The organism is Bacillus sp. ISL-45, from assembly GCF_018613195.1.
GTDB lineage: Bacteria > Bacillota > Bacilli > Bacillales > Cytobacillaceae > Mesobacillus.
Genome location: NZ_JAGGQQ010000005.1, coordinates 245848 through 267597 on the forward strand (window position 1 = coordinate 245848; position 21750 = coordinate 267597).

General features: G+C 44.0%; 20 protein-coding genes. 18 read left to right on the forward strand and 2 right to left on the reverse strand.

Going from position 1 to position 21750, the window contains the following annotated elements:
- Positions 1–39: 39 nt before the first annotated feature.
- From gpr to J7E35_RS06690, 3 genes are all read left to right on the forward strand, one after another.
- Complete coding sequence (gene gpr, locus J7E35_RS06680; protein WP_214778187.1) at positions 40–1164, forward strand: GPR endopeptidase; 1125 nt, start codon at positions 40–42, stop codon at positions 1162–1164.
- Positions 1165–1274: 110 nt separating this feature from the next.
- Positions 1275–2480 carry a stage II sporulation protein P gene (gene spoIIP, locus J7E35_RS06685; protein WP_214778189.1) on the forward strand — a complete coding sequence of 402 codons (1206 nt, stop codon included), beginning with the start codon at positions 1275–1277 and terminating at the stop codon, positions 2478–2480.
- 20 nt (positions 2481–2500) lie between these two features.
- The gene (locus J7E35_RS06690) at positions 2501–2833 is read left to right on the forward strand and encodes a YqxA family protein (protein WP_214778705.1); all 333 of its coding nucleotides are present in this window, start codon (positions 2501–2503) and stop codon (positions 2831–2833) included.
- Positions 2834–3363: 530 nt separating this feature from the next.
- Here the strand turns inward: J7E35_RS06690 and J7E35_RS06695 are convergent.
- The gene (locus tag J7E35_RS06695; protein ID WP_214778191.1) at positions 3364–4269 is read right to left on the reverse strand and encodes a nuclease-related domain-containing protein; all 906 of its coding nucleotides are present in this window, start codon (positions 4267–4269) and stop codon (positions 3364–3366) included.
- Positions 4270–4459: 190 nt separating this feature from the next.
- Between J7E35_RS06695 and lepA the strand changes: the two genes are divergently transcribed.
- The 9 genes from lepA (at position 4460) to mtaB (ending at position 16009) form a co-directional block, all read left to right on the forward strand.
- A complete protein-coding gene (gene lepA, locus J7E35_RS06700) occupies positions 4460–6295 on the forward strand; it encodes a translation elongation factor 4 (RefSeq protein ID WP_214778198.1) in 1836 nt (611 codons plus the stop codon).
- A gap of 122 nt (positions 6296–6417) precedes the next feature.
- The gene (gene hemW / locus J7E35_RS06705; RefSeq protein ID WP_483297653.1) at positions 6418–7554 is read left to right on the forward strand and encodes a radical SAM family heme chaperone HemW; all 1137 of its coding nucleotides are present in this window, start codon (positions 6418–6420) and stop codon (positions 7552–7554) included.
- A gap of 76 nt (positions 7555–7630) precedes the next feature.
- Positions 7631–8662, forward strand: a complete 1032-nt coding sequence (hrcA, locus tag J7E35_RS06710) for a heat-inducible transcriptional repressor HrcA (protein ID WP_214778202.1) — start codon at positions 7631–7633, stop codon at positions 8660–8662.
- A 159-nt stretch (positions 8663–8821) separates the two neighbouring features.
- On the forward strand, positions 8822–9409 hold the full coding sequence (gene grpE, locus J7E35_RS06715; RefSeq protein ID WP_214778203.1) for a nucleotide exchange factor GrpE: 588 nt from the start codon (positions 8822–8824) through the stop codon (positions 9407–9409).
- Between the two features lie 219 nt (positions 9410–9628).
- Positions 9629–11461, forward strand: a complete 1833-nt coding sequence (dnaK, locus tag J7E35_RS06720) for a molecular chaperone DnaK (RefSeq protein ID WP_214778205.1) — start codon at positions 9629–9631, stop codon at positions 11459–11461.
- A gap of 201 nt (positions 11462–11662) precedes the next feature.
- The gene (gene dnaJ / locus J7E35_RS06725) at positions 11663–12790 is read left to right on the forward strand and encodes a molecular chaperone DnaJ (protein WP_214778207.1); all 1128 of its coding nucleotides are present in this window, start codon (positions 11663–11665) and stop codon (positions 12788–12790) included.
- A gap of 19 nt (positions 12791–12809) precedes the next feature.
- Entirely contained in the window at positions 12810–13748 is a 939-nt protein-coding gene (gene prmA / locus J7E35_RS06730) for a 50S ribosomal protein L11 methyltransferase (RefSeq protein ID WP_214778209.1), read from the forward strand.
- Between the two features lie 153 nt (positions 13749–13901).
- Positions 13902–14651 carry a 16S rRNA (uracil(1498)-N(3))-methyltransferase gene (locus J7E35_RS06735; protein WP_214778211.1) on the forward strand — a complete coding sequence of 250 codons (750 nt, stop codon included), beginning with the start codon at positions 13902–13904 and terminating at the stop codon, positions 14649–14651.
- A gap of 5 nt (positions 14652–14656) precedes the next feature.
- Positions 14657–16009, forward strand: coding sequence for a tRNA (N(6)-L-threonylcarbamoyladenosine(37)-C(2))-methylthiotransferase MtaB (gene mtaB / locus J7E35_RS06740; protein ID WP_214778213.1), 1353 nt, complete (start codon positions 14657–14659; stop codon positions 16007–16009).
- A 97-nt stretch (positions 16010–16106) separates the two neighbouring features.
- Here the strand turns inward: mtaB and J7E35_RS06745 are convergent, their stop codons facing one another.
- Positions 16107–17039, reverse strand: coding sequence for a Na/Pi symporter (locus J7E35_RS06745; RefSeq protein ID WP_214778215.1), 933 nt, complete (start codon positions 17037–17039; stop codon positions 16107–16109).
- 211 nt (positions 17040–17250) lie between these two features.
- Between J7E35_RS06745 and rpsU the strand changes: the two genes are divergently transcribed.
- The 6 genes from rpsU (at position 17251) to yqfC (ending at position 21738) form a co-directional block, all read left to right on the forward strand.
- Complete coding sequence (gene rpsU / locus J7E35_RS06750; RefSeq protein ID WP_015595024.1) at positions 17251–17424, forward strand: 30S ribosomal protein S21; 174 nt, start codon at positions 17251–17253, stop codon at positions 17422–17424.
- A 17-nt stretch (positions 17425–17441) separates the two neighbouring features.
- Positions 17442–17888: a GatB/YqeY domain-containing protein gene (locus tag J7E35_RS06755; protein WP_214778217.1), complete on the forward strand. Its 447-nt coding sequence runs from the start codon at positions 17442–17444 to the stop codon at positions 17886–17888.
- 397 nt (positions 17889–18285) lie between these two features.
- A complete protein-coding gene (locus J7E35_RS06760; RefSeq protein ID WP_483297192.1) occupies positions 18286–19599 on the forward strand; it encodes an NfeD family protein in 1314 nt (437 codons plus the stop codon).
- A gap of 152 nt (positions 19600–19751) precedes the next feature.
- Positions 19752–20747, forward strand: a complete 996-nt coding sequence (floA, locus tag J7E35_RS06765) for a flotillin-like protein FloA (RefSeq protein WP_102263637.1) — start codon at positions 19752–19754, stop codon at positions 20745–20747.
- A 34-nt stretch (positions 20748–20781) separates the two neighbouring features.
- A complete protein-coding gene (locus J7E35_RS06770; protein WP_214778220.1) occupies positions 20782–21336 on the forward strand; it encodes a hypothetical protein in 555 nt (184 codons plus the stop codon).
- A 117-nt stretch (positions 21337–21453) separates the two neighbouring features.
- Entirely contained in the window at positions 21454–21738 is a 285-nt protein-coding gene (yqfC, locus tag J7E35_RS06775) for a sporulation protein YqfC (protein WP_214739368.1), read from the forward strand.
- The last annotated feature ends 12 nt before the right edge of the window (positions 21739–21750 follow it).

Genomic DNA, 21750 nt, shown 5'->3' on the forward strand with positions numbered 1-21750 from the left:
GCTGTTTAGCAGCCAAACTGTGTTGGGAGGAATGCGACAATGAAGGAACCGGTAGACTTGAGCATGTATTCAATCAGGACTGACCTGGCTGTGGAAGCGAGGGAGATGGTGCTGGCAGACCAGGCGGCAACTGTCCATACCCAGGAAAATCTCTCCCATATTGAAGGCGTCATCATAAAGGAAAAAGAAGAAAATGATATAAAGATTTCCCTGGTCGAGGTGACCGCTGAAGGAGAAAAGAGCCTCGGCAAAAAGCAGGGGCAATATTTGACAATCGAAGTGGTCGGCATACGCCAGCAGGACACCGAGCTGCAAGGAAAAGTAGAGAAAGTATTCGCAAACGAGTTTGCGCATTTTATCAAACAATCCGGGATTAAGGAAGATGCATCCTGTCTGATTGTTGGTTTGGGGAACTGGAATGTTACTCCGGATGCTTTAGGGCCGCTTGTATGTGAAAATTTATTGGTGACTAAGCATCTGTTCGATCTTCAGCCCGAAAGCGTAGAAGAAGGCTATCGCTCTGTCAGCGCGCTTTCCCCAGGGGTAATGGGTTTAACCGGTATTGAAACCTCTGACATTATTTTTGGGGTCGTCGAGAAAACGAAGCCTGACTTTGTCATTGCAATCGATGCGCTCGCTTCCCGTTCAATCGAAAGAGTCAATTCGACAATCCAGATTTCAGATACTGGTATCCACCCTGGGTCAGGCGTAGGTAATAAAAGGAAGGAAATTAGCAAAGAAACGCTAGGTATTCCAGTGATTGCCATTGGGGTGCCAACAGTAGTAGATGCTGTTTCGATTACAAGTGATACGATTGATTTCATTTTGAAACACTTTGGAAAGGAAATGAGAGAAGGGGATAAGCCTTCGAGATCCCTTGTGCCGGCCGGGATGAGTTTTGGCAAAAGAAAGAAACTGACAGAAGAAGACCTGCCGGAAGCAGAACACCGTCAAACCTTCCTCGGAATGATAGGAACACTGGAAGATGAAGAAAAGCGGAAGCTGATTTATGAGGTTCTGTCTCCATTGGGCCACAACCTGATGGTGACTCCTAAAGAAGTGGATGTATTCATAGATGACATGGCAAATTTGATTGCCAGCGGGCTCAATTCTGCACTGCATTCGAATATTGACCAGGATAATACGGGCATGTACACACACTAGGGCTATTTTATTTATAGGTTTATTTCAAATATATTACGGATGGATTCTATGTTCTATCTTCTCTAGCAAAGTCATAACATTTACTAGACTTGCACTAGAGAGGTGGAACAATGAGACTTAGTAAACGATCCGGAATAATTGTAGCTGTCCAAGGGACTCAAGTAGTAAAAGCGGCTTTAGCATTTGTGTTTTTTCTCATTGGGATTTTTTCAATAAGCGGAGCGATGACTTCACTGCGGCCTGAATATCGAATCACCTCGGATTCTGTTAATCAGGCGGCGACCAACCTGAATGGCCAGCTGCTATTCAGCCTGATGGGCTGGGAAAACCATCAATTCCTGCAGGCGCTTCCAGAGGACTATGAGACACCGAAGCTGTCGAACGTCATGTTCAAGCTTTCTACCAATATTAATTTGGATGATCCAAGGAGTTTGCTCGGCAGGGAGCTTCCGGGATTCTCACTTTTTGACGGAAAAATATTAGTTGCAGGTGAAGGCACGAATTATACCAATATGCCAATGGAATCGGCTCCTCCAGTAGATGTATTAAAGGCGGAGCAGGAAGCAGCATTGCAAAATACGGAAGACCTTACATCAGGGTCTCCGGGAAATACCGCGGCACCATTACTGTCCACTGGAGACCGCAAAGCTGTCTATATTTATTTTACACATACTAGAGAATCGTATCTTCCATATTTAAAGGGAGTGACCGATCCGAATAAGGCTTATCACTCACAGGTGAATGTCACGAAGATAGGCGACCAGCTGAAGTCAAGCCTGGAGCAGCGCGGAATCGGAACAACAGTAGATAAAACCGATGTAATGGCTAATCTCAGCAAGAAAGGGCTTGGGTTTGGAAAAGCCTATCAGGAATCACGGCCGGTTGTGCAAGCCGCTATGGCTGGGAACCGGAACCTTCAGTACTTTATTGATATCCACCGAGACGGTTACCGCAAAGACAAAACGACGATTGATATCAACGGAAAGCCTTACGCGAAACTTGCATTTGTCATCGGCGGGGAAAACGCCAATTACGAAAAGAACCTTGCTCTCGCCCGGGAATTGCATAATCTCCTTGATAAAAAATACGGCAAGGGCTTAAGCAGGGGGATTATCGAGAAAAAGGGTGCCTCGACGAATGGAAAGTTCAATCAGGACTTGTCCGGTAATGCATTACTAATAGAGTTTGGCGGGGTTGATAACACCTTTGAAGAGCTGAATCGGTCCGCCGACGCACTTGCAGATGTTTTCAGCGAATTCTACTGGCAGGCGGAAAAAGTAGATGCACCATCGCAGGAAGCTTCTGACAAACAATAAAAAATCGATAGGTGATCGAGATGAAAATGTTCATGCTTAAAAGCTTCATGCTTGCTTCTTTAATGTTCATATCCGTATTGTTCGGCATGCAGCAGGCAAATGAAGGCATCCATAAAATGAAAGGCTATGAAGACCCTGAATTCAAAAGTGCGTTCAGCATAAACGAAAACGAAAACGGGAGCTTTGAAACCGCCATTTTAGGAAATGACATTTCCAGCCATGACCTCGAACAAAAACGAAAAAAACTAGAAGAAATGAAAGCATTCAACCTCTTCTCATCACTAGGCAAACAACTCGCAGATGGAGTATCCGCCATCGTCGAGAAAACAGTTGAATTGATTGCAGGGAAGTGAGTAGAGCAGCGGGCCTTGGCCCGCTGTTTTTTGTTTTGAGGTTATTGGATAACCCAATTAAGATGAGCGATAGTAGAAAAATCCAGATTAAGGGAATTATCAACACAAATAAGGCGTGTTGGTAGTTAGGGAATCCAAATTAAGGAATTCCCAACATCAATAAGGCGTATTGGTAACAGAAAAATCCAGATTAAGGGAATTATCATCATCAATAAGGCGTATTGGTAACGGAAAAATCCAGATTAAGGGAATTATCAGCACCAATATGGCTTATTGGTAGTTAGGGGATCCAAATTAAGGAAATTACCAACACCAATAAGGCATATTCGTAGTGAGAAAATCCAAATTAAGGAAATTCTCAACACCAATAAGGCTTATTTGTAACAGAAAAATCCAGATTAAAGAAAATCTCAACAACAATATAGTTGATTGGCATCTTTTTTCTCTAATTTATGGTAAAAACGCTCATGAAAGCAGACAAAACAAAAGAAAATCACTAACGACTAAGGCATTAGTGATTTAAAAGTTACTTATTCATAATACGACCATTGACCATAGCCTGAAACGCTGTAATTCTCCTTTAAAACCTGCCTTATTACTGGTTTGGGTAATATTTCACCACACCATTCATAGATGATATTCGTAGAAATCTTTTTAGTCGGACTTAAGATTCGATGGTCTTCAATACTTCTTAACAAAGCTTCTTTTGTATTCTCATGTCTCCCGCATTTCTTGCACGTTAGTATAACCCCTCGAAACTCCTCCAAAACCGCCCCGCAAGAATGACAAAACACACCTTTTCGCAGCTGTGCATATTCATATGGTGGTATTTTAGTGAATGGAGATCTGGTCAAATGAGAGGATAATAATGATTCAGACAGTCTGGAATGTTGATAGTTTAGACTAGACTTCTGGTTATTCAAATGTTGGATAAAGCGATTTAGGTTGGTCGGGAGGATGATTTGCCTGTTGAGGGGAGCCTGGTACAAAGTGAAATCTGGATTGACAAAAATAAGATAGGGTTCGATGGGGATTTTAAATCCGATACTATTGAAAAATTGTCTTAACAGTGATACGTTCCTTTCAAGTTGGAGCAGTGGATTCTTAACTTCGGTCCCGTTAATTTTCCTGAATGTATCACCGTCAAAATAATACTCTCCTTCAAAATTTTTAACTTCAAATAAATAGGTGAGGCTTTGTGAAATCATCAGTGAGTCTATTTGGAAATGGGAATGATTCTGTTCAAGCAGCAAATCGTTAAGGATAAGAGATTGAATAAGTATTCGTTTGAGATACCCATCAAACATCACCTCTCCTTCAAATCCTTTTTTTAGATTGAAATAATATTGTTTCTGCTTCTCTTTTAAATCCATTCTTGGGTTCAGCGCCTTAAGCACTCTTAACTCTTCCGATTCAGAGCGATTCTTTATAAACATAATCCACATCCTTTCTACAGTTTATTTTACCTAATAAGTTCCCAATATTCTGTGAACAATCTATGGACGCAGTCCAGCCGAGTTCAGGCTGCTGTCCGCGAGACTTCCTCTATTATTTATTGAATCTTGATATTCGTGCTGATATAATCAACAATAGTGTACATGCGCGAGTAAAGTAGGAGTGAACGCAATGAACAGAGAAGATAGACTTAATAGACAAAGCAAAATACGAAATTTTTCGATCATCGCCCATATTGACCATGGTAAGTCCACGCTGGCTGACCGTATCCTTGAAAAGACGAATGCATTGACTGCCCGTGAAATGAAGGATCAGCTTTTGGACTCCATGGATCTCGAGCGTGAGCGCGGAATCACGATAAAGCTGAATTCAGTACAATTGAAGTATAAGGCAAAGAATGGAGAGGTTTATACATTCCATTTAATTGATACTCCTGGTCACGTAGACTTCACGTATGAGGTTTCCCGAAGCCTTGCAGCATGTGAGGGAGCGGTTCTTGTTGTCGATGCTGCCCAGGGAATTGAGGCACAGACATTGGCGAACGTTTACCTTGCAATCGACAATGATCTTGAAATCGTGCCGGTCATCAATAAAATTGATTTGCCGAGTGCGGATCCTGAGCGTGTAAGAAATGAGATTGAAGAAGTGATAGGTCTGGATGCTTCTGAAGCTGTTCTTGCGTCTGCAAAAGCAGGAATCGGAATTGAGGAAATCCTAGAACAAATCGTTGAAAAGGTTCCGGCGCCACAAGGGAACCCGGACGCACCTTTGAAGGCTTTGATTTTTGACTCATTATACGACGCATACCGCGGCGTAGTTGCTTATATCCGAGTCGTCGATGGAACGGTAAAAGTTGGCGACAAAGTCAGGATGATGGCGACAGGCAAAGAGTTTGAAGTAACAGAGGTTGGAGTGTTTACTCCGAAAGCCACTCCTGCGGAAGAACTGACTGTCGGAGATGTTGGATTTTTAACAGCAGCAATTAAAAATGTAGGCGACACACGTGTTGGTGATACGATTACGAACGCGAAGAATGGAGCTGCTGAGCCGCTTCCAGGTTACCGCCGCTTAAACCCAATGGTATATTGCGGTCTGTACCCGATTGACTCAGCGAAATTCAATGATCTAAGGGAAGCTCTTGAAAAGCTGGAGCTTAACGATTCAGCGCTACAGTTCGAACCGGAAACTTCACAGGCGTTAGGCTTCGGTTTCCGTTGCGGATTCCTCGGACTTCTTCACATGGAAATCATCCAGGAGCGTATCGAACGTGAATTCAAGATTGATTTGATTACGACTGCGCCAAGTGTTATCTATGATGTCATCATGACTGATGGTACTGAACTGAAGGTAGACAACCCGTCCAATATGCCTGACCCTCAGAAGATTGACCGTGTTGAAGAGCCTTATGTAAAAGCTACAATGATGGCACCGAATGATTATGTTGGCGCGATCATGGAGCTTTGCCAGGAAAAGCGCGGTATCTTTATCGATATGCAATATATGGATGAAACGCGTGTAAGCATCGTGTATGAAATCCCGTTGTCTGAAATTGTTTATGATTTCTTCGATCAGCTAAAATCAAGCACGAAAGGCTATGCTTCTTTCGATTATGAACTGATCGGGTACAAGCCTTCCAAGCTTGTAAAGATGGATATCCTGCTTAACGCTGAAAAAGTAGACGCATTGAGCTTCATCGTTCACAGGGACTTTGCATATGAACGCGGAAAGGTGATCGTGGATAAGCTGAGAGACCTAATTCCACGACAGCAATTCGAAGTGCCTATCCAGGCGGCGATCGGACAGAAAATCGTTGCTCGTTCCACGATAAAGGCAATGCGTAAAAACGTATTGGCAAAATGTTACGGTGGGGATATCTCACGTAAGCGTAAGCTCCTTGAGAAGCAAAAAGAAGGTAAAAAACGCATGAAGCAAGTCGGTTCTGTAGAAGTACCGCAGGAAGCCTTCATGGCAGTCCTGAAAATGGACGACAGCAATACAAAGAAGTAAAATAGCGGGGGAGGCTGGATGTGCTTGTTAAAGCAAGCGATTCTGGCCTCTTTTTTTCAATAAATCTCTTGAAAAGTAATTGATGCTAAATCTGGCTTTTAAGCCACCTGGGAAGTGAACAAATAATGAAAGCAGCATACATCCATATCCCTTTCTGCCACCACATTTGCCATTACTGTGATTTTAACAAGGTATTCATGAAAGGGCAGCCGGTTGATGATTACCTGGAGTCCCTGGAGAATGAAATGAGCCTTTCAGCAAACAAACAAATTATGGAAACGGTGTTTGTCGGGGGCGGCACACCTACTGCCTTGAATGAAAAACAACTGGAGAGACTTGTTTCAAGTATAAACAGGCAGCTTCATATAGACAGCAACACTGAATATACCTTTGAAGCAAATCCAGGCGATCTCTCAAGAGAGAAACTCGCCATTCTGAAAGATGCTGGTGTGAACCGTCTGAGTTTTGGAGTACAGACTTTTAATGATGAACTTTTAAAAAAAATCGGCCGAAGCCATCGGGCGAAGGATGTGTTTGAATCGATTGAAAATGCGAAAGCAGCTGCCTTTGATAATATCAGCATCGACTTGATATACAGCCTTCCCGGCCAGACAAAGCAGGATTTCGTACAATCAATCCAAACAGCCCTCGGATTGGGACTGGTCCATTATTCAGGCTATTCATTGATCATTGAGCCTAAAACGGTATTCTATAACTTATTGCAAAAAGGAAAGTTGCTGCTTCCAGGCGAGGATACGGAAGCGGAAATGTACGAAACACTCATGGAGCAAATGGAAAGCGGCGGCCTTAGACAATATGAGATCAGCAATTTTGCTGTCCCTGGATTTGAAAGCCGACACAACCTTACCTATTGGAACAACGAGGAGTATTTTGGATTCGGTGCCGGAGCCCATGGTTATGTCAATGGAATCAGGCAGTCAAATTATGGGCCCTTGAAAAAATATATGGAGCCCTTATCCAAAGGTGAACTTCCGATTATGGATGCCCACAAGGTTACCGTCGAGGAAAAAATGGAAGAAGAGATGTTCCTCGGACTAAGGAAAACGGAAGGTGTCTCAATTCGACACTTCGAAGAAAAATTCGGCCGGAATCCGCTGCATTTATTTTCAGATCAAATCAAGGATTGGTCTGGAAAAGGTCTGCTCAAAACGGATGGAGAAAAAATCTTCCTCACGAGACAGGGGCGCCTTCTCGGTAATGAAGTTTTTCAATCCTTCATCGGGGTATCAAATCATTGACATCCTCAGCGTTTATTGATAAATTATTTTTAGAATTAGCACTCGTTCTTATAGAGTGCTAACAGAGGTGATGATGTTGTTAACAGATCGTCAGGTGCTCATTTTGCAGGTGATTGTTGATGACTTTATTCGTTCAGCTCAACCGATAGGTTCAAGGAGCTTGTCGAAAAAGGAAGAAATTAATTTCAGTTCGGCGACGATCCGGAATGAAATGGCGGATTTGGAGGATATGGGATTCATTGAAAAAACCCATACATCCTCTGGAAGGATTCCATCCGAGAAGGGATATCGCTTTTATGTAGATAACCTTCTGCTGCCGCAAAAAGTGAATCATTCAGATATGGCGGCTATAAAATCGATTTTTGCTGAGCGGATCTACGAATTAGAAAAAATCGTCCAGAAATCAGCGAGAATTTTATCGGAAATGACGAATTATACGTCGATTGTTTTAGGACCGGCTGTAAAGGATAACAGGCTGAAAAAGTTGCAGATCGTTCCCTTGAATAAGGATACGGCTATCGCCATCATCATAACTGATACAGGGCATGTAGAAAACAGGATTTTCCATTTCCCAACCAGCATTGATCCATCAGATGTTGAAAAAATGGTGAATATCCTGAATGAACGATTGGCAGGCGTTCCGCTTACCAATCTGAATTCCAAGATCTACAAGGAGATTGCCATGCTGCTGCGCCAGCATATCAGCAGCTATGACACACTCCTGAATACCATCATGGATACTTTGAACATGCCGGCCAGTGAGAAGGTGTTCTTTGGCGGCAAGACGAATATCCTCAGTCAGCCAGAGTTCAATGATGTCGAGAAAATCCGTAACCTGATGAATATGATTGAACATGAAGATGGTTTATATCATCTGATCAGGCAAAACCCGGCTGGAATCAATGTCAAGATTGGAACAGAAAATGATAACTCTGCAATGGAAAATTGCAGCCTGATTACTGCGACTTATTCCATGGGTGAAGAAAAGCTAGGGTCCATCGCGGTTTTGGGACCGACACGAATGGAGTATTCGAGAGTCATCAGCTTGCTCCAATTGATCAGTACCGATTTGTCCAAGGTGCTGACACAGCTGTATCAAAATAAATAAGCATGGAAATATTGATTAAGGGTGGAGCAGCCTGTTCCATCCTGAATCGTCATGTGTTTTCTACTGAAGCATGTTTGCTTCGTTGAAATATAAACCAATCCAGACCACCTGGAACAGCGGCACTACACGGCCGCGATACTTTGAGGGAGGTGAGTTAACGTGACAGAAGAGAGAAATACTGAGCAAGAATTGAACAGCCAGACGGATGAAGAAACGGTTGAGGAAGTTTTTGCTGAAAATGAAGCTTCTGAAAAAACTGAAGAGATGCCATCTCAAGAGGAAGAGCAAGATCCGATGGAGAAGAAAGTGGCTGAACTGCAAGGGAAGCTTGATGAAGCCGACAACCGTTACTTGCGCCTTCAGGCTGATTTTGACAACTTCCGCCGTCGTTCAAGGATTGAACTTGAAGCGAGCGCTAAATATAGAGCCCAAAGCATTATTACGGATCTTCTGCCCGCTATCGACAATTTCGAGCGTGCTTTGAAGATGGAAGTGGATAATGAACAGTCGAAATCCCTTAAGCAGGGAGTGGAAATGGTGTACCGCAGCTTGCTTGATGCGCTTAAAAATGAAGGCGTTGAGGTAATTGAAGCTGTCGGCAAGGAATTTGATCCGCATCTTCACCAGGCTGTTATGCAGGCTGAAGATGAAAATTTCGGTCCTAACATTGTTGTTGAAGAGTTTCAAAAAGGCTATATGCTCAAGGACCGCATTATTCGTCCGGCAATGGTAAAAGTGAACCAATAACAGTGGTTATTAAAGGCTGTTTTTACAGTGATTGTCGCTTTTCGTACCATTTCTAGCATCCGTATTAATAAAGGTATCAGGGCTCTTTTCGAGGAGATTTCTGAAGAAAGATTATATTAATACTCGTAAAAACCCAGGTGCCGGTTTTTACGGTTTGCTTGAAAAAGCAACAAAGTTTACGAAAAGAGCCTACATAAAAGAACCAGGAGGTAATTGAAAATGAGTAAAATCATTGGTATTGACTTAGGAACAACTAACTCTTGTGTTGCCGTGTTAGAAGGCGGCGAACCAAAGGTAATCCCAAATCCAGAAGGTAACAGAACGACTCCTTCTGTCATCGCGTTCAAAAATGGCGAACGCCAGGTTGGTGAAGTGGCAAAGCGTCAGGCAATCACTAACCCTAATACAATCATCTCCATCAAGCGCCACATGGGAACAGACCATAAGGTGGAAGCTGAAGGAAAAGATTACTCACCGCAGGAATTATCTGCAGTCATTCTTCAATACTTGAAGTCTTATGCAGAAGATTATCTTGGTGAGCCTGTGACTAAAGCCGTCATTACTGTTCCTGCATATTTCAACGATGCAGAACGTCAGGCAACTAAGGATGCGGGAAGAATCGCAGGCCTTGAAGTTGAGCGTATCATCAACGAGCCAACGGCTGCTGCTCTTGCTTACGGTCTTGATAAAATGGATGAAGACCAGACGATCCTTGTTTATGACCTTGGCGGCGGTACATTCGACGTTTCCATCCTCGAACTTGGCGATGGCGTGTTCGAAGTAAAATCTACTGCAGGTGACAACCGTCTAGGCGGTGACGACTTTGACCAGGTAATCATTGACTACTTGGTAGAACAATTCAAGAAAGAAAATGGCATTGACCTTTCAAAAGATAAAATGGCTCTTCAGCGTTTGAAGGATGCTGCAGAAAAAGCAAAGAAGGACCTTTCCGGGGTAACTTCTACACAGATTTCACTTCCGTTCATCACGGCTGGGGAAGCTGGACCGCTTCACCTTGAAGTGAACATGACTCGCGCTAAATTCGAAGAGCTATCTGCAGATTTGGTAGAGCGTACAATGGGACCAACTCGCCAGGCGCTTAAAGATGCAGGTTTAAGCCCATCTGAACTGGATAAAGTTATCCTTGTCGGTGGATCTACACGTATCCCGGCTGTACAGGAAGCAATCAAAAAAGAAACTGGAAAAGACCCTCACAGAGGCGTAAACCCTGATGAAGTTGTAGCCATGGGTGCAGCGATCCAGGGCGGCGTTATCTCTGGTGATGTAAAGGATGTCGTTCTTCTTGACGTTACTCCGCTTTCACTTGGTATTGAAACAATGGGCGGCGTATTCACAAAGCTGATCGATCGCAATACAACAATTCCTACTTCAAAATCACAGGTATTCTCAACAGCTGCTGACAACCAGACTGCCGTTGATATCCACGTGCTTCAAGGTGAGCGTTCAATGGCTTCTGCCAACAAGACACTTGGCCGCTTCCAGTTGGCTGATATCCCGCCAGCGCCACGCGGAGTACCTCAAATCGAAGTAACATTCGATATCGACAAGAACGGTATCGTAAACGTACGTGCGAAGGATCTTGGTACAAACAAAGAACAGCAGATCACAATCAAGTCTTCTACAGGATTATCTGATGAAGAAATCGACCGCATGGTAAGAGAAGCGGAAGAAAACGCTGAAGCTGACAAGAAGCTTAAAGAAGAAGTAGAACTTCGCAACGAAGCTGATCAGTTAGTATTCACTGCTGAAAAGACTTTGAAGGACCTTGAAGGCAAGGTAGATGAAGAAGAAGTCAAGAAGGCAAACGAAGCTAAAGATGAGCTGAAGGCTGCAATCGAAAAAGGCGAAATTGAAGAAATCCGCACTAAGAAGGATGCTCTTCAAGAGATCGTTACAAACCTAAGCGTCAAGCTTTACGAAGAAGCTGCCAAGCAACAGCAGGGACAGCAAGGCGCAGAAGGTCAAGAAGGAACAAAGAAAGACGACAATGTCGTAGACGCAGAATTCGAAGAAGTAAATGACGATAAATAATAAACTGTCATAGCAACCAAAAAGTCAAAGTCAGGTCATACTTGGCTTTGGCTTTTTTAATGCCAACTGACTAATTAATCATAGCCATTGGATAAAAAAAGAGATTCAAAATAACGCATATCCAGATATTTTAAATATTGCGTATGAATGTACGGGAATGTTAGAATTATCTTTATGTGAAAAGATTCGGGAGTGGTAATCATGAGTAAACGGGATTACTATGAAGTCCTCGGAGTCAGTAATTCGGCTTCGAAGGATGAAATAAAGAAGGCTTACCGTAAGCTTTCTAAAAAATTCCATCCGGACATTAACAAAGAGCCGGGAGCAGACGAAAAGTTCAAAGAAGTTAAGGAAGCTTATGAAGTATTGAGCGACGATCAAAAGCGTGCTCATTATGACCAGTTCGGCCATGTGGACCCTAACCAGGGATTTGGAGGCGGCGGCGATTTCGGCGGCGGCTTTGGCGGTTTCGAAGATATTTTCAATTCCTTCTTCGGCGGCGGAGGCGGCAGGCGCCGTGATCCGAACGCGCCAAGACAGGGTGCTGACCTTCAGTACACAATGACCTTGAAGTTCGAGGAAGCTGTATTTGGCAAGGAAACAGATATCGAGATCCCTCGTGAAGAAGAGTGCGATACTTGTGACGGAACTGGTGCCAAACCTGGTACTAAAGTCGATACATGTAAACACTGTCATGGCAGCGGACAAATCAGTGTAGAACAAAACACGCCTTTTGGACGTATTGTTAACCGCCGAGTGTGTCATTACTGTAATGGAACAGGTAAGGAAATCAAAGAAAAATGTTCAACTTGCTCTGGCACTGGGAAGGTTACCAGAAGGAACAAGATTCATGTTAAAATTCCTGCCGGTGTCGATGATGGCCAGCAGCTGAGGGTGGCAGGAAAAGGAGAAGCCGGTATCAATGGCGGTCCTCCAGGCGACCTTTACATTGTCTTCCACATCAGGTCGCATGAATTCTTTGAGCGTGACGGCGATGATATTTATTGCGAAATGCCGATTACATTTGTCCAGGCATCACTGGGTGATGAAGTTGAAGTCCCTACATTGCATGGCAAAGTTAAATTGAAAGTGCCTGCTGGAACACAAACGGGCACAAAGTTCCGCTTGAAGGGCAAAGGTGTCCCAAATGTCCGCGGATATGGTACTGGAGACCAGCATGTCCTGGTTCGAATCGTTACTCCAACCAAACTGTCTGAAAAGCAGAAACAGCTTCTCCGTGAGTTTGCCGAAGTAAGCGGTCAGTCTCCGCTTGGAGAGCAGGAGGAAAGCTTTTTTTCCAAAGTAAAACGTGCCTTTAAAGGTGATTAATCGAATGGAGTTGGTATAAATGAAATGGTCTGAAATCAGCATTTTAACTACAAATGAAGCGGTTGAGCCGATTTCCAATATCCTGCACGAAGCAGGCGCGAGCGGAGTTGTTATCGAAGATCCGCTGGAGCTTGAAAAGGAGAGAGAGGACCAGTTCGGAGAAATATACCAGCTTAATCCAGACGATTATCCGGAAGAAGGAGTTATTGTCAAAGCATATCTGCCGGTAAATAGTTTTCTTGGAGAAACAGTCGATGAGATAAAAGAAGCAATCAATAGCCTGATTATCTACAATATCGATATTGGGCTGAATAAAGTTTCAATCAGTGAAGTGAATGAGGAAGAGTGGGCAACTGCCTGGAAGAAATACTACAATCCTGTGAAAATTTCCGAGAAATTCACGATCGTTCCAACATGGGAGGATTACACGCCAGTCAACACCGATGAATTGATCATCGAGCTTGACCCGGGCATGGCATTCGGCACAGGAACGCACCCGACGACTGTTATGTGTATCCAGGCGCTGGAAAGAACTGTCCAGCCTGGTGACCGAGTCGTGGATGTTGGAACTGGTTCAGGTGTTCTCAGTATTGCAGCAGCTAAGCTGGGGGCGGGGAAAGTGGAAGCGATGGACCTGGACGATGTAGCAGTGCAGGTTGCAAAACTCAACCTCAAGCTGAACAAGGTCCACGATGTCGCAACCATTTCACAAAACAATCTTCTTGACGGTGTTGAAGAAGGAGCGGATATTGTAGTAGCGAATATCCTGGCAGAAGTAATTCTGCGCTTTGCTGATGATGCGGGCAAGGTCGTGAAAAATGGCGGATATTTCATTACTTCTGGTATCATCCAGCAGAAGAAAGAAGTCGTCAAGGATGCAATGATCAACTCAGGGTTTGAAATAGAGGAGATTATTTCTATGGAAGACTGGGTTGCGATCATCAGTAAAAAGAAATAATGTGGAGAAAAGGGGAAAAGCTTAACCCCTTTTTTCTGTCTTTTTTAAATCATATGTCTTAAATCTGAGAAATGTCTAGCTCCAGCGCCTAGTTCCCCGAAGCTTTTCGAGGCTGATCCAGGCGCTTGCGCTTTTCAGAAAGCAGGTGTTGTGATGCAGCGATATTTTATTGATGAACAAGGTAATATGGACCAGTTCCATGTTAGCGGCGATGATTATCATCACATTGTACGTGTCATGAGGATGAAGGCTGGTGACGAAATCATCTGTGTCATGCCCATGGGAAAAAGTGCGGTTTGCCAGATTGCAGAAATTACCGATGAAATCGTTGTGGCAAACGTTGTAAAATGGGAGGAAGGGACTACTGAGCTCCCGGTCCATGTCGTGATTGCGAGCGGTCTGCCCAAAGGGGATAAGCTCGAATTAATTATTCAGAAGGGTACTGAACTGGGTGCCTTTGAATTTGTCCCTTTTACCGCATCCCGCTCTATTGTTAAATGGGACGGCAAGAAAGCTGCCAAAAAGGTTGATCGCTGGCAGAAGATTGCCAAGGAAGCTGCTGAGCAGTCGCATCGCAGTTATGTTCCAGAAGTGAAAGAACCGGTCAGTCTTAAAGAACTGATCAAAGCAAGCGGTAAGTATACTTATAAACTGGTTGCTTATGAGGAAGAAGCGAGGGAAGGCGAAGCTTCGGTCCTTTCTTCAACTCTTGCGAAATTACAGGAAGGTGATAGCCTTCTGATTGTATTTGGGCCGGAGGGAGGACTTACCTCGGATGAAGTTGACCTTTTAAATAGAAATGGATTTTTAGCTTGTGGTCTCGGGCCGCGCATTTTGCGTACAGAAACAGCACCGCTATATACATTGTCTGCTGTTTCCTATCATTTTGAATTATTGGGGTGAAGATAATGCCTACAGTTGCTTTTCATACATTAGGTTGCAAGGTTAACCATTACGAAACAGAAGCCATTTGGCAGTTATTTAAGGAACAAGGATACGAGAGAGTAGAATTTGAGTCTGCTTCAGATGTTTATGTCATCAATACCTGTACGGTAACGAATACAGGGGACAAGAAGAGCCGCCAGGTCATCCGCCGGGCTGTGCGTAAGAATCCGGACGCAGTTATTTGTGTTACCGGCTGCTATGCACAGACTTCTCCAGCAGAAATCATGGCGATTCCTGGAGTTGATATCGTCGTCGGTACACAGGACCGCGTAAAAATGCTTGGGTATATCGAACAGTACAAACAAGAGCGCCAGCCTATCAATGCTGTTGGCAATATCATGAAGAACCGTGTCTATGAGGAACTTGATGTACCTGCATTTACAGACCGTACAAGAGCTTCATTGAAAATCCAGGAAGGCTGCAACAACTTTTGCACCTTCTGTATTATTCCATGGGCACGCGGTTTGATGAGATCCCGTGATCCACAGGAGGTCATTCGCCAGGCTCAGCAGCTTGTTGATGCCGGCTACAAGGAAATCGTCCTTACCGGTATCCATACAGGCGGATATGGTGAAGACATGAAAGACTACAACCTAGCTGCATTGCTTAGAGATCTCGAAGCACAAGTCAAGGGTATAAAGCGTCTGCGAATATCTTCTATTGAAGCGAGTCAGATAACAGACGAAGTGATCGAGGTAATCGACCAATCCAATATTATCGTCCGCCACTTGCACATCCCGCTCCAATCTGGATCTGACACAGTGTTGAAGCGCATGCGCCGTAAATACACTATGGAATTTTTCGGAGAGCGTCTAGACCGGCTAAAGGAAGTATTGCCAGGTCTTGCAGTTACCTCTGATATCATTGTCGGTTTCCCGGGTGAAACAGATGAAGAATTTATGGAAACCTATAATTTCATCAAGAAGCATCAATTCTCAGAGCTGCATGTTTTCCCTTATTCAAAACGGACAGGCACTCCTGCTGCGAGAATGGAAGACCAGGTGGACGAAGAAGTGAAAAACGAACGTGTTCATAGATTGATTGAGCTTTCCAATCAGCTTGCAAAGGAATATGCCTCACAATTTGAAAATGAAGTGCTTGAAGTGATTCCTGAAGAAATCTATAAGGAAGAGCCAGACAGCGGACTTTATGTAGGTTATACAGACAACTATTTGAAAGTAGTCTTCCCTGCTGCTGAAGAGATGATCGGTAAAATTGTGAAGGTCAAGATTGTGAAAGCAGGCTATCCTTACAATGAAGGGCAATTTGTCCGAATACTTGAAGATGAAATTGTAGCTGAACAAGCTGTTATATAGTGGAATGGGAAAGAGCTGGCAAAATGCCAGCTCTTTTTTAAATTTAAGGGCCGGTTTAGTTAGATAACGACCAGTTATTAGAGTAAGTTTTCAACCACTAATTACGTTCTTCTTTCCCATGAAGGAATTCAATCATCCTGCCGAATTTCTCGGCAACAGGAAGAACGAGCAATGAAGCGATTATGTTGTAAACGACACTGACATGAGCCAGCTGGACCTCGGGTCTTGCGGCAGTCATGGGAGCAAGTGCAGCAACATGGTCGATGAAAGGATAGAAGACTGCCGCGCCTGCGATATTCAGCCACACGTGCGCAAACGCTGTAAGCCTGGCCTCTTTGCCGGCACCTATGGACGCCAGCATGGCGGTAATGCATGTGCCAATATTCGCACCGAGCATCCCCGCAATTGCTGAATCCATGCTTAATGTTCCTTCAGATAAAAATCCCATGATGATCCCAGTCATCGCGGTGCTTGATTGGATCATGGCTGTTACAATCGTGCCTGTCAGGATGCTGATTAAATGGCTGTTGTTCAGATTTGCGAGTGCAGCCTCAACAATTGGCAAGCTGGTCACAGGGTCAGCAAGGAAAGTGAAACCGCGCATTGCAGCGAAAACAGCAGCAATCCCAAAAGAAATTGCACCGATGTTTTGCCATGTTTTATTTCGCGATACCATTAAAATCGCACCAATAACAGCGAATGGCACGATAAATGCATCGATGTTGAAAGTGATGATTTCAAGGGTGAAGGTTGTCCCTATATTTGATCCAAGGATAATCCCGATGGATTGTGAGAATTTCAGCAGGCCGGCAGAAATCAATCCAATAGTAATCACCATGACAGCTGAACTGCTATGCAAAAGGGCTGTAACTATGGTTCCGGCCATCAATCCTTTAAGTGGTGTATCAGTCATGATGGTCAGCCAGTTCTTCATTCTGCTTGCGGAAAGTTCGAACAAGCCTTTCCGAAGCAATGTCATTCCGCCAATGAACACAGCGAGAAACAATAGGAAAAATAATAGATAGACCATAGGACTCCCCCTCCCATTTAAATGTATGAAAAGGAGTGCGGGACATGCTAATTAATTTTTCAGTCTGTATGATATCCTGCAAAAGTATATAATGTAAAAACAAGGGCTAAATACAGTTGACCTCCTGCCAGTGATATATTATAATTGCAAGGTACATGGTTTCCCATGTGTTTTGGTGTTAGTGTGTTGTGCTCGGAGGGAGGGAAAGAGAATGTCTAAAACTGTCGTTCGTAAAAACGAATCGCTTGAAGATGCTCTTCGACGCTTCAAACGTACTGTATCTAAATCAGGTACTATCCAAGAAGCTAGAAAGCGCGAATTCTACGAAAAACCTAGTGTAAAGCGTAAGAAAAAGTCTGAAGCTGCTAGAAAACGCAAGTTCTAAGAGAGGGTGGAATCAACTTGAGCCTGCTCGAGCGTTTAAATAATGATATGAAACAAGCGATGAAGAACAAAGAAAAGGACAGACTCACGACGATTCGGATGGTCAAAGCATCCCTGCAAAACGAAGCAATCAAGTTCGGCAAGCAGGAACTATCCGAAGAAGAAGAGTTAACTGTACTTTCTCGTGAAGTGAAACAACGCAAAGATTCCCTCCAGGAATTTGAAAAAGCTGGTCGTCAAGACCTCGTTGAAAAGATACAAACAGAATTAAAGCATGTCGAAATTTACATGCCACAGCAGCTTAGCGAAGAAGAAGTGACGACAATCGTCAAAGAAGCTATCGCAGAGACCGGTGCGGCATCTAAAGCCGATATGGGTAGAGTAATGGCTGTCCTTATGCCTAAAGTTAAAGGTAAAGCAGACGGATCTCTCGTTAATAAACTTGTACAACAACACCTTTCATAAAAAGCTCGAAGGCCGCAGGATATTCTTGCGGCCTTTTTAGCGCATACTAAAATGTGTCCTGCGATGATGCTTTGTGTTATGTTGATTAATATACATATTGATGGTGACTCACTCGGTTCACCTCCTTCTATCAGCCAGAAAGAGGGCTTGGTACCACAAAATGTTACATAGAAACATTCTATAGGCCTAAGACGAGACCGGAGCCTCAAAAAGGTCACATTGCACATTCAATAACCAGGATGTAGAAGTATGACGGGCCATCTTAACAATAAATTGTAACTTTTCTGTCCGAGGTAAATAAGTTGAAAATCTGTTGGAAATCAATGAAACCTTTTGGGGTTCAATTGCGTATTACCACTATGGCCTTATATTTATGAATGGAGGTGCCGATTTGAAAATAAAATCAGTGATTGCGAGCATCATCATCCTCTTGTCACTGGCTAGCTGGATCTATCCGTTCACGGCAGATGCTGATCAAAAAGTGGTCTATGTGGTGCCGATTGAAGAAACAGTGGAGAAGGGCCTGCTTGCCTTCCTGGAGAGAGCTGTTAAAGAGGCAGAAGAGGCTGGTGCGGAAGCAATCATTTTTGATGTGAATACACCTGGCGGGGCGGTTGACGCAGCTGGCGGTATTGGAAAGCTGCTGACAGGCACTGACTTAAAAACTGTGGCATTCGTCAATAAGCAGGCATTATCCGCAGGTGCATATATTTCCCTGAATACTGATGAAATTTATATGGTTCCCGGTTCTACAATGGGATCGGCTGCAATCATCGACCAGCAGGGCAATACCGCTGGGAAAAAAGCGGAGTCCTATTGGTTTGCTGCCATGAAAGCAGCAGCGGTTGAAAGCGGACGGGATCCGATCTATGCCCAGGCGATGGCAGATGACAGCATCGACCTTCCGGAGCTTGGTGCAGGCAAAGGTGAGCTTCTTACCCTGACTGCAGAGCAGGCTCTCGATGTTGGCTATTCCGAGGGGACTGTTAAAAATCTCGATGAGTTATTGCAAAAACTAGGCTATGAGGATGCAGAGATCCGGAATGTGAACGAGACTTTCGCTGAAAAACTGGCGAGATTCATAACGCATCCAGTCGTTATCCCGATTTTGATGACAATCGGCAGTTTAGGGCTGGTTCTTGAGCTGTATTCTCCAGGATTTGGTCTGCCGGGAATTGCCGGCTTGTCCGCTTTGCTCCTATTCTTCTATGGGCACATGGTTGCCGGCCTGGCAGGTTTTGAGACATTGATTCTGTTCGCGCTTGGTGTTGGGCTAATATTGCTTGAGTTATTCATACCTGGAGGAATAGCCGGAATAATTGGGCTATTAGCAATCATTGGAAGCTTTTTTATGGCATCGGATAATGTGGTCCATATGGGAATATCGTTATTGATTGCCTTGACTGCGTCCATCGTTTTATCTATTTTAATGATAAGGGTGTTTGGAAAAAAGATGAAATTTTTCAGAAGAATCATACTGACAGATTCAACAAGCACTGAAAAGGGTTATGTATCCAATAAAAACCGCCTGGAACTTATTGGGGTAGAAGGAATTACGCTTACTCCCCTCAGACCTTCTGGAACGATCGTTGTTGAGGATGAACGCATTGATGCAGTCAGTGAGGGTGGGTTTATTGCAAAGGATAAGAGAGTTAGGATTGTAAAAACGGAAGGTTCAAGAATTGTGGTCAGGGAGATTAGAGATATCTAATTTGTTCTTTCATTGTATTGTTCATTAGGCATTCTTGCCGCGACGAATCGGTGAAGCAACAAGTAGAGATAAATACCAATGGTCTTTGAATTGAATTTGTAAAATGAGAAGATTCAAAGACCATGGAATAATATTTTTAGGAGGCAGTTCATATGGATGCAAGTACAGCATTTGTTTTAGTGGCTATTGCACTTGGGATCATTTTCCTTGGTGTATTGCTGACATTCGTACCGGTAATGCTCTGGATTTCAGCATTAGCAGCAGGTGTCAGGGTCAGCATTTTTACGCTGATTGGTATGAGATTAAGAAGGGTTATCCCAAGCAGGGTCATCAATCCGATGATCAAGGCGCACAAAGCAGGCCTAAATGTAACAACGAACCAGCTTGAAAGTCACTATCTTGCCGGAGGTAATGTTGACAGGGTAGTAAACGCCCTGATTGCTGCACACCGTGCGAATATTGAGCTTTCATTCGAAAGAGCGGCAGCAATTGACCTTGCAGGCCGTGATGTACTGGAAGCGGTACAGATGAGTGTTAATCCGAAAGTAATTGAAACACCATTCATCGCTGGTGTGGCAATGGATGGTATCGAAGTAAAGGCGAAAGCCAGGATTACAGTAAGAGCGAACATCGACAGACTTGTCGGGGGTGCTGGTGAAGAGACAATCGTTGCCCGTGTAGGTGAGGGAATTGTATCGACAATCGGTTCTTCTGACAATCATAAAAAAGTGTTGGAAAATCCGGATATGATTTCGCAAACAGTCCTTTCAAAAGGTCTGGATGCGGGTACAGCGTTCGAAATCTTATCGATTGACATCGCGGACGTTGATATCGGCAAGAACATCGGTGCCGAGCTCCAGACAGAGCAGGCGGAAGCTGATAAGAAGATTGCCCAGGCGAAAGCGGAAGAGCGCCGCGCTATGGCTGTAGCACAAGAACAGGAAATGAAGGCGCGCGTTGAGGAAATGAGAGCGAAAGTTGTCGAGGCGGAAGCAACTGTACCATTGGCAATGGCAGAAGCGCTACGTGAAGGAAACATCGGCGTAATGGATTATATGAATATCCAGAATATCGAAGCAGATACAGATATGAGAGGATCCATTGGCAAGCTTTCAAACAATAAAAAAGATGACAAAAATAATAATTGATGCGAGAACCCGTTAAAAGAAAGGGGGGCTCCTCATGGAAATTTTATTTGAATTGTTCAGTAATCCTATAGCCCTGTTTATTCTGATCGGGGTAATCTCCAGTCTTTTCAACAAAAAGAGGCCGGACGGCCAACAGCCGCAGCGCCGCCCGGTCAGGCCGCCCGGTCCTGTGCAGCAGCCTGGACCAGCAAGGCAGCCTCGTCCTGCCCCTGCCAGGAGACAGCCGGCAGAGGCAAGAGGTCAGTCTCGATCTGAAATTGGAAAGGATAATCGCAGAGAATCAGATAGAAGCCGGGAATCAGAAAAACAGGTCCCTGGTGAAACTGGTGTTGAAATCATTAATGATCTTCAAAAGGTTTATCTGGAAAGAAAGCATCAGTCTGAGGAGCAGATGAACAAAGAGAGATCAAGTAAAGGCAGGATGTCAGCTGGTGAATCATCGGGCCGTTTGAAGCAAAAGAGAGAGGAAAAAGTACCGGAAGTTGTCTTCGAGCCAGACAGGGACACTCTGGTAGAAGGAATAATTTGGGCCGAAATCCTTGGCAAACCAAGGGCGAAAAGGGCATACAACCCTGTCAGGAGAACTTAGTCAAAGAATTAGCCTGCTTGCAGTGGTTTTGAAAGAATGCGTATCCATAAAGTTAAAAATGGTGCTAGAACCTCCTTTTTTCTCATACATATGAGATGAAAGGGGGTTCTTTTTTTTATGGCAAAAAAATGGGGCCAGTATGTACGCAAATGGATGACACAAAAAATGGATCTTCCTCAAGATGTCATGATGGATCTCCCTAGAATCACGATGATTGGGCATGTCCATATTTATATAGAGAATCACCGGGGTCTGCTGGCATTTTCAGATGGCGAAGTGCGCCTGATGATAAAAGGGGGCCAGCTTCTCGTCAAGGGAAAAGCGTTTGTGATTAAGACAATATTGCCTGAGGAAATCTTGCTTGAAGGAAAAATAGATCAGGTTATTTATATAAATGATTGATTGAGGGGGAGA

What these genes read in the sequence shown, in the direction of transcription:
- gpr (WP_214778187.1), top strand. Translation starts at nt 40, where the DNA reads ATGAAGGAACCGGTAGACTTGAGCATGTATTCAATCAGGACTGACCTG.
- spoIIP (WP_214778189.1), top strand. Translation starts at nt 1,275, where the DNA reads ATGAGACTTAGTAAACGATCCGGAATAATTGTAGCTGTCCAAGGGACT.
- J7E35_RS06690 (WP_214778705.1), top strand. Translation starts at nt 2,501, where the DNA reads ATGAAAATGTTCATGCTTAAAAGCTTCATGCTTGCTTCTTTAATGTTC.
- J7E35_RS06695 (WP_214778191.1), bottom strand. Translation starts at nt 4,269, where the DNA reads ATGTTTATAAAGAATCGCTCTGAATCGGAAGAGTTAAGAGTGCTTAAG.
- lepA (WP_214778198.1), top strand. Translation starts at nt 4,460, where the DNA reads ATGAACAGAGAAGATAGACTTAATAGACAAAGCAAAATACGAAATTTT.
- dnaK (WP_214778205.1), top strand. Translation starts at nt 9,629, where the DNA reads ATGAGTAAAATCATTGGTATTGACTTAGGAACAACTAACTCTTGTGTT.
- dnaJ (WP_214778207.1), top strand. Translation starts at nt 11,663, where the DNA reads ATGAGTAAACGGGATTACTATGAAGTCCTCGGAGTCAGTAATTCGGCT.
- prmA (WP_214778209.1), top strand. Translation starts at nt 12,810, where the DNA reads ATGAAATGGTCTGAAATCAGCATTTTAACTACAAATGAAGCGGTTGAG.
- J7E35_RS06735 (WP_214778211.1), top strand. Translation starts at nt 13,902, where the DNA reads ATGCAGCGATATTTTATTGATGAACAAGGTAATATGGACCAGTTCCAT.
- mtaB (WP_214778213.1), top strand. Translation starts at nt 14,657, where the DNA reads ATGCCTACAGTTGCTTTTCATACATTAGGTTGCAAGGTTAACCATTAC.
- J7E35_RS06745 (WP_214778215.1), bottom strand. Translation starts at nt 17,039, where the DNA reads ATGGTCTATCTATTATTTTTCCTATTGTTTCTCGCTGTGTTCATTGGC.
- rpsU (WP_015595024.1), top strand. Translation starts at nt 17,251, where the DNA reads ATGTCTAAAACTGTCGTTCGTAAAAACGAATCGCTTGAAGATGCTCTT.
- floA (WP_102263637.1), top strand. Translation starts at nt 19,752, where the DNA reads ATGGATGCAAGTACAGCATTTGTTTTAGTGGCTATTGCACTTGGGATC.
- J7E35_RS06770 (WP_214778220.1), top strand. Translation starts at nt 20,782, where the DNA reads ATGGAAATTTTATTTGAATTGTTCAGTAATCCTATAGCCCTGTTTATT.
- yqfC (WP_214739368.1), top strand. Translation starts at nt 21,454, where the DNA reads ATGGCAAAAAAATGGGGCCAGTATGTACGCAAATGGATGACACAAAAA.